The sequence below is a fragment of the Sphingomonas sp. Leaf62 genome (genome assembly GCF_001421915.1).
Classification (GTDB): Bacteria; Pseudomonadota; Alphaproteobacteria; order Sphingomonadales; family Sphingomonadaceae; genus Sphingomonas.
The window spans coordinates 83,492-89,778 of the sequence record NZ_LMLN01000007.1 but is presented as its reverse complement, the minus strand read 5'-3'; the positions used below and the strand labels follow the sequence as shown (position 1 = coordinate 89,778).

Annotated in this window: 5 protein-coding genes; 4 read left to right on the top strand and 1 reads right to left on the bottom strand. The window is 62.8% G+C overall.

Features of this window, described 5'->3' with window-relative positions; translation table 11 throughout:
• The coding region (locus ASE91_RS19880; RefSeq protein ID WP_235530328.1) for a hypothetical protein at positions 1 to 489 on the top strand (489 nt) is incomplete at its 5' end.
• 253 nt (positions 490 to 742) lie between these two features.
• Positions 743 to 3,208 carry a hypothetical protein gene (locus ASE91_RS05235; protein ID WP_056623514.1) on the top strand — a complete coding sequence of 822 codons (2,466 nt, stop codon included), beginning with the start codon at positions 743 to 745 and terminating at the stop codon, positions 3,206 to 3,208.
• A gap of 303 nt (positions 3,209 to 3,511) precedes the next feature.
• Here ASE91_RS05235 and ASE91_RS20470 read toward each other — a convergent pair whose 3' ends face one another.
• Positions 3,512 to 3,676: a hypothetical protein gene (locus ASE91_RS20470; RefSeq protein ID WP_235530327.1), complete on the bottom strand. Its 165-nt coding sequence runs from the start codon at positions 3,674 to 3,676 to the stop codon at positions 3,512 to 3,514.
• 91 nt (positions 3,677 to 3,767) lie between these two features.
• Between ASE91_RS20470 and ASE91_RS05230 the strand changes: the two genes are divergently transcribed.
• A complete protein-coding gene (locus tag ASE91_RS05230; RefSeq protein ID WP_056623511.1) occupies positions 3,768 to 4,853 on the top strand; it encodes an acyltransferase family protein in 1,086 nt (361 codons plus the stop codon).
• A gap of 226 nt (positions 4,854 to 5,079) precedes the next feature.
• Positions 5,080 to 6,117 (top strand): hypothetical protein, encoded by a 1,038-nt coding sequence (locus ASE91_RS05225; RefSeq protein ID WP_056623508.1) that lies wholly within the window; start codon positions 5,080 to 5,082, stop codon positions 6,115 to 6,117.
• Positions 6,118 to 6,287 lie beyond the last annotated feature (170 nt).

Sequence of the window (6,287 nt, the reverse complement as noted above, 5' to 3'; positions counted from 1 at the left end):
CCCGAGCTTCGACGCTCGCGGCGAATACCTCTTCCTGTGATCGCTGGCCTCGCCAAGCTGGCGCTCGGGCTCGGAGTGCCAACCCGGGCCGCGAAGCCGGTGGCGATCGCCGTCGCCGTGCTGGCGATCGCCGGCGCGATCTGGCTGGCGATCGGGTTGGTCTATCGCTCCGGCCGGTCCGCCGGCGGGGCCAGTGCCCGGGTCGCGATCGGCGAACAGCACCGCGAGCGCACTGCCGAAGCGCGCGCCGACGAGCGCCTCGCGGCCGACGTGACGATCGCCATCGCCGACCGGACCGCGCGCGCGGACGTGCTGTCCGAAACCCTTCTCCGCTCCACCATCAAGGACCTGCGCGATGCACTCGACGCCACGCCGCCGGCTGTTGCCGGCGCTGCTCCTCCTGTCGTGCCTGTCGACCGGCTGCGCGACGAACTCAACGCGGGCATCGCTCGCACGAACCGAACGGCCGAAGCTGCCGGCGCTCCCTGAAGCGCTGACGCGGACCGAGACGATCAGGCCGCTGGCCGCATCGCAGGACGGCGAGCTGGTCTCGGTGCCGAAAGCCTTCTTCGGCGAGCTGCTGGAGCGCCTCGCCGAAGCAGTCGCCGCCGTCGGCCGCGGCAACGTCCGCGCCGTCGCCGTCCGCCACGAGCGGACCTGCCTCGACTCCATCCTGAGCACCGGCACCGCCCCCGCCGGCTGCACCACCGATCAGCCGCGCTGATCCTGCGGGAGCATACCCATGACCAAGGTTCTCTACTTCCCGCCGGCATATGTGTCGCGGGTACCGGTGCTGCTTGACCTGACGGATACCGCCGCCGTGGCCCTCGTGGCGTCGGGTGCCGGTGCCTATCCCGTGCCGATGCCGCTCGATCGGCTTCCGCTCGTCGCCGCACCGACGCCGACACCGACGCAAACCGGCATCATTGGCGGTGTTGCGATCAACACGCTGGCGACGTCCGGGCCCGAAGCCGGCATGAAGCTCGTCTGGGGCGACGAGTTCGACGGACCGCTTGATCTGATGGGCCCCGCGCCCGCGCAGCGTTTCGGCCGCTGGTGCCCGACGCGTGGCAACTATTTGATCTTCGATCCCGGCCAGCAGCCCCGCGCTTCCACCGGTCTTGGCGGCGTTGACGCCGATCCATACTGGACGGGTCACCTCGACAGTAATCGTGGCGAACCGATTGCATCGCTGTCGGACATCATCGTTCAGTCCGGCGGAAAATTGTCGCTGCGCCAGCGCGAAATGGCTGCGGGCGAAGACAAGCACGTCCCGTTTGCCAACCAGAACACGATGTCGTCGATGGCCCACGGTGCCTTCGACGTGATGGTGACGGCACCGTTCGTCTACAAATGGGAGGAGCAGCGGTTCGCGAACTATCGCGACCACATGACCACCTGGTTCATGAATTACATGGGCTTCACCCGCGGGGACGTCGAAGTCGACTACGAAGCGGCATCGAAGAAAAGCGGCGCAGGCGACGGCCGCCAGCTCGAATTCAATATCAACGCGTGGGACGCGGTCACCCGGTCCGAAACGGACTCCGCCGGCAGTGATCCGGTCACCGTGGATTGGTCCACGCCTAAAACCATGGCGTTCCACGCTGACGCGCAGGGCGTGGTCAACTTCTATCTCGAGGGACAGCTCGGATATCAGTACGCCAAGCGGCCGGAGAAGGTCCTGGCGCAGCCGTACCACCCGGTCTTCAGCAATCACATGTACAACGTCCCGAGGCCGACCGGCCTGAGCCGGTTGGAATACGGCTACATAGCGCTGTACGTGCCCAACAAGCACTACGTACCGCAGGTAGCTCCGCTCCTGATTCAGGTTGCGTCCGGCGAGAGCAAAACGGTGGTCTTGCCGACCCAGATGGCGCTGTGGGGCGAGCCGGTAACGGAGAAAATCGAAGCGTGCATGGTGGAGCCCAACGAACCGGGCGGCACCACCGATGGCAAATTCTATCTCGATTTGCCGCCGGGCGTTACCTTCAACTCCTCGACACGTGAGCTGGCAATCAACCTCACGACGCCAGGCCGGCTTAACGTCGGCATGTACGTCATCCGGGCCGGCTGCTCGTGCAAGGTCTTCCGGATCGCGATCGAGGTCGGACCGGTCATCAACATCCCGTCGATGATCACGATCGAGCTGGGAAAGCCGTTCAAGCTCGACCTTTATCCGTTGGTGAACTGCGGCGTGCTGGTAACGGGGAATGATGGCAGGCGGGCCAAACAGGTAACGGTCGCCGGCCTACCGTCTGACCTTCCCTACAGCGGGACGACTTATCTGATCGACGGCACCCCCGGTGCGGTCGACACTCGCACGCTGACGATCACCGGCACGAACAACGGTGGACAGGTTGCGACCAAGGAGTTCACGTTGCGAGTGACTGCGCCGGCAGCCGCCGGTAAATACGCCTTCGAGTCTTGGCCGGCGCTCGTCGCGAACTTCGACATGAGCCGGGATGCTTCGTACGCGGTGGCATCGGGCGACTTCACGGCGCTCGGGAACGCGGTCTCCGGCGCAGGTGATCTCGCGAAGGCACCGACCGTCACATCGAGCCCGTCGCGTGTTCCGAACGCGCTCAACGGCAAGTCTGTCGCGCGCTTCAACAAGAACGGTGTGGACGGTGCTGGCACCACCGTGCTGGAGTCCGCCCAGAACGCCCCCGGTGCGGTTGTGCCTGCCGCCGCGGTTCTGACGGGAAGCAACACCGCATTCACGAAAGCGTGGCTGGTCAGGTTCGATGTCGGGTCCGGAACGTGCATCATCGGCGGTCTTTCCGAGCAGGTCAGCCCTACGTCGACGCGCAATATGACGATCGTCAAGCGCGATCCGGCGACGGCGGACTCGTCGTTCCGTTATGGCGCGAATACGTCCAGCACTTCGGATCTTAATCTCGGGCGGATCACTGAAGGCGTCTGGCACTTGATCACTGTCCGCCACAATGGTGACGGAACGAGCGATGCTTGGGTCGATGACACGCGGGTAGCCACCGCCGTACCGCATTCCTCCGCGTCGCCTTGGACTGGGAATGCTCGCTATTCGATCGGCAACTGTCAGGGAACGACAAATCAGGCGAGCCGCTACCCATCGACAGGCCTTGCGGGCGAGATGGCGCACGACGTGTTCTCTGCGGCGGCTCAATCTGATGCGGAGATTGCGCAGATGCGCGCTGACATGAAGACGGAGTGGAAGTACAACGTCTAGTCGTCAGAACAGCACCGCGAACGGTGAGCGCTCGCCGGCCCCGTTCCGGTGAGCCTCCACAGCTTCCCATGCGCAAAGACCGATTTGCGAAACAAAGAACAGCACCGCAAGCAGCTGGCCGGCAGTTCTGCGACGAGCCGCGCGAGAGAAATCCTCCGCACTGGTCCACTTACGTCTCTTCATGCCGAACAGTGTAGTGAGCGATTGTTAAATCGCAACAGTCCGTCAGTGTGCGGCGATATCTTCAGCAGCGGTCTGCGTGCTAGCAGTTCGCTTCCCCGTAGTTCGCGTCGCTCCTACCACTCAGATCGCGTCGCAATGCTGACACGTGCCACGCCCGTCGAAGCGGTCGGTGCCCCCGCATTCGGGGCAGCGGTCTAGCTTCGGCGGCGGATCGAAGAAGAACGAAACAAGCGCAGCATCTACCCGCTTGAAGGTTTGCCACAGTATGCGGATTAGGTCGTTCATATGTCGGAGAATACACCACGGCCTCTGATCGGGCAACGGTGTTCCCATCGATCGGTCCGTGCTAGTTGTTTGCCGCCGCGTGGCGCGGCGAATGACCGCCGGGGGGCTTATGCACACGACTACCAAACAGCGTGTCGAATGGATCGACGCTGCAAAGGCACTGTCGATCCTAATGGTGACGATGCTGCATGTGGGCCAGTTGGCCTTGGCCGCCGATATCAACGTGTGGCGGGTCTACGAACTGAACGCGTTTCTGGCACCGATCCGCATGCCCCTATTTTTTGCTGCATCGGGCGTTTTTGCTGGGTCCGCTTTGCGTAAGTCGTGGTCAGACCTGCTTCGGCACAAGGTTGCGCTGTACCTCTGGCTGTTCGTTATCTGGACGATCGTCCGTTGGCTATTTTCGGCATTTCTAATCCGGAACCCCGACAACCCGACCGAGGGTACAGAACTGTCAGAAATTGGCTGGGCAATCCTGATGCCCACGACTGGCCTTTGGTTCCTATGGTGCCTCGCATTGTTCTTCGTGCTGGCGAAAGTTTTGCAGCCATTCGATAAGCGGGTTGTTGCGGGCGTCGCCGTGGTAGTGTCAATAGTCTCGCTGTACTTCGCAAACGGTCCAGCCGGGGAGGATGGCGGCGTGCTTGCTAACCTCGCGCACCGCAACGCGCTCTCATATTTTGTGTTTTTCTACGCCGCTGCCATGTTCCCAAAATCGATCACGGGGTTGGGCAGTCTGCCAATCCGTTATAGTATCGTTGCCGCTCTGTTGGCCTTCTGCAGTTGCTTCGGCATGTCGGTTTTCGCTGCCGGGCTCATTGCCACCGTGTTCCGGTTTGGGGCGTCGATCTTCGGCGTTGCCTTACTTTTCATAATCGCGCGCGTCTTGGATAGCTTTGACCGGCCCAGCAAGCTGCTTCGATATCTTGGATTGAACACACTGCCTATTTATGTGGCGCAGGTCCCGCTGATCGCGCTTTACGTCGCGATCGTTGCCGAACTTGGTGCCGGACGGTTGGGCAGCTTGGCAAACGCCTTGGTGCCGCTCGGTGTATTGATCGTCGTTCCCGTCTCGTTGCAGGTCCGGCGCATTCTAATTGTTGCCCGTGCGGGGTTTATGTACCGCTTGCCATGGGCGAACCGGGCGACGGTTACTGGTTTCAGCAAGTCTGCATAAGCGACTTCGGCCGACCTCTAACGTTCGAAACTGGTAATGGCTCATCTTGAGCCATACCGTTACTTCATTCCCATGAAAACGCGCCCAGTCACCATCGTGGCTGGGCGTTTTTGCGTTGTACTGACGCAATAAATGCTGCCGTCAGAACAAGGCTCAAAACCGTCTGACGTCGCATCGGCGACGCATGTGCGCTGCCGCGACCTTCCCTACTAAAAATGGAGCTGTCATGGTACCTACCATCATCGTCAAGCATGGGCAGACGCCGAAGCTGCAGCACGGCCAGCAAATTAAGTTCCCCGCCGCGCTCAACACTACCGAAGGCGAGTGGGACGAGAAGAAGCGCAAGTACGTTTATCGCTGGGGTACCCGTATTTGCTTCTTGGTAGGTATCGAGCGTGTCTACTTGGTCGAGGGCACAACCTACAGCGCGACCGCGCCTGTCATTGAGCAGCTGCCAGCGCCGACACCGGCACCGTCCCCGACAACCAAGGTCCGCACCGGCACCTTCACCACGCTTGCCGGCGGGCTCGAAGCGTTCCTGCTGACCGACTTCTATTCGCTTGGCGTCGGTAGCCTCGGCAGCTTCGGTACCGCTGGCGCGCTGCCGGCCGGCATCCCGACCGATGCCGAGCGGGGCTATCTGCGCAGCGGGATCTTCTGCTACGCGACCGCCCCGCTGATGGGCGACGCCGTCCTGTACGGTCGCTCGGTCGAGGGCTTCGTCACCGCGCACCGCGCCGGCGGCAAGAAGGTCCAGTCGGCCTCGGCGGTCTTGACCGGCTACCACCAGATCGACGGCACCGTGTCGGCTGAGGCCGAAGCGATCCGCTTCGTTGGTACCACGGACGACGGGATCGGCGTCGACCAGCGGATCTTGGTCGAGGGCAAGCGCATTCTGATTGACGTCGAGTTGGCAAATCGCAGCCCCGCCGAGCTGATCGACCTGCGCTACATGCGCCTGATCGACTTCGATCAGCCCGGTGCCTACGAGACCGTCAACGAGATCGTCGAGCGCGGCCGCGCGCGGGCGACGATGGCGGGCGATCGCGTGCTGCTGGTCGGCAGCGACGACCCGCGCGCGACGATCGGGCTGGCGATCGCTGTCCCGCCAACGCTCGATCCCTATGCGATCAAGGCGCTGCCGGTCGGCACGAAGCGCAAGGGCGATGACTCGATCCATATCGTGTTCGACATCGGCACGCTGGCGATCGGCGCGTCGACCCGCTTCCGGATCGTGATCGACGGGTCGGCGATCGCCTCTTGAGGCACCCGGCCCGGCAGGACGTTCGCCCGTTTCGCGATCGAGGAAGTCGCGACGACGTGGACGGTCTCGGGGCATGCCGCCAGTGCCGGCACGAAGGTGACCGAACTGATTATCCGAAACCACCCCTGCTGAGTGAGGGTATCAGCGCGGGTATTGCGGGTTTGCGCAAT

Excerpts from the sequence above, each read along its gene's own strand:
- ASE91_RS20470 (WP_235530327.1), bottom strand. The coding sequence starts at position 3,676 with ATGAACGACCTAATCCGCATACTGTGGCAAACCTTCAAGCGGGTAGAT.
- ASE91_RS05230 (WP_056623511.1), top strand. The coding sequence starts at position 3,768 with ATGACCGCCGGGGGGCTTATGCACACGACTACCAAACAGCGTGTCGAA.
- ASE91_RS05225 (WP_056623508.1), top strand. The coding sequence starts at position 5,080 with ATGGTACCTACCATCATCGTCAAGCATGGGCAGACGCCGAAGCTGCAG.
- ASE91_RS05235 (WP_056623514.1), top strand. The coding sequence starts at position 743 with ATGACCAAGGTTCTCTACTTCCCGCCGGCATATGTGTCGCGGGTACCG.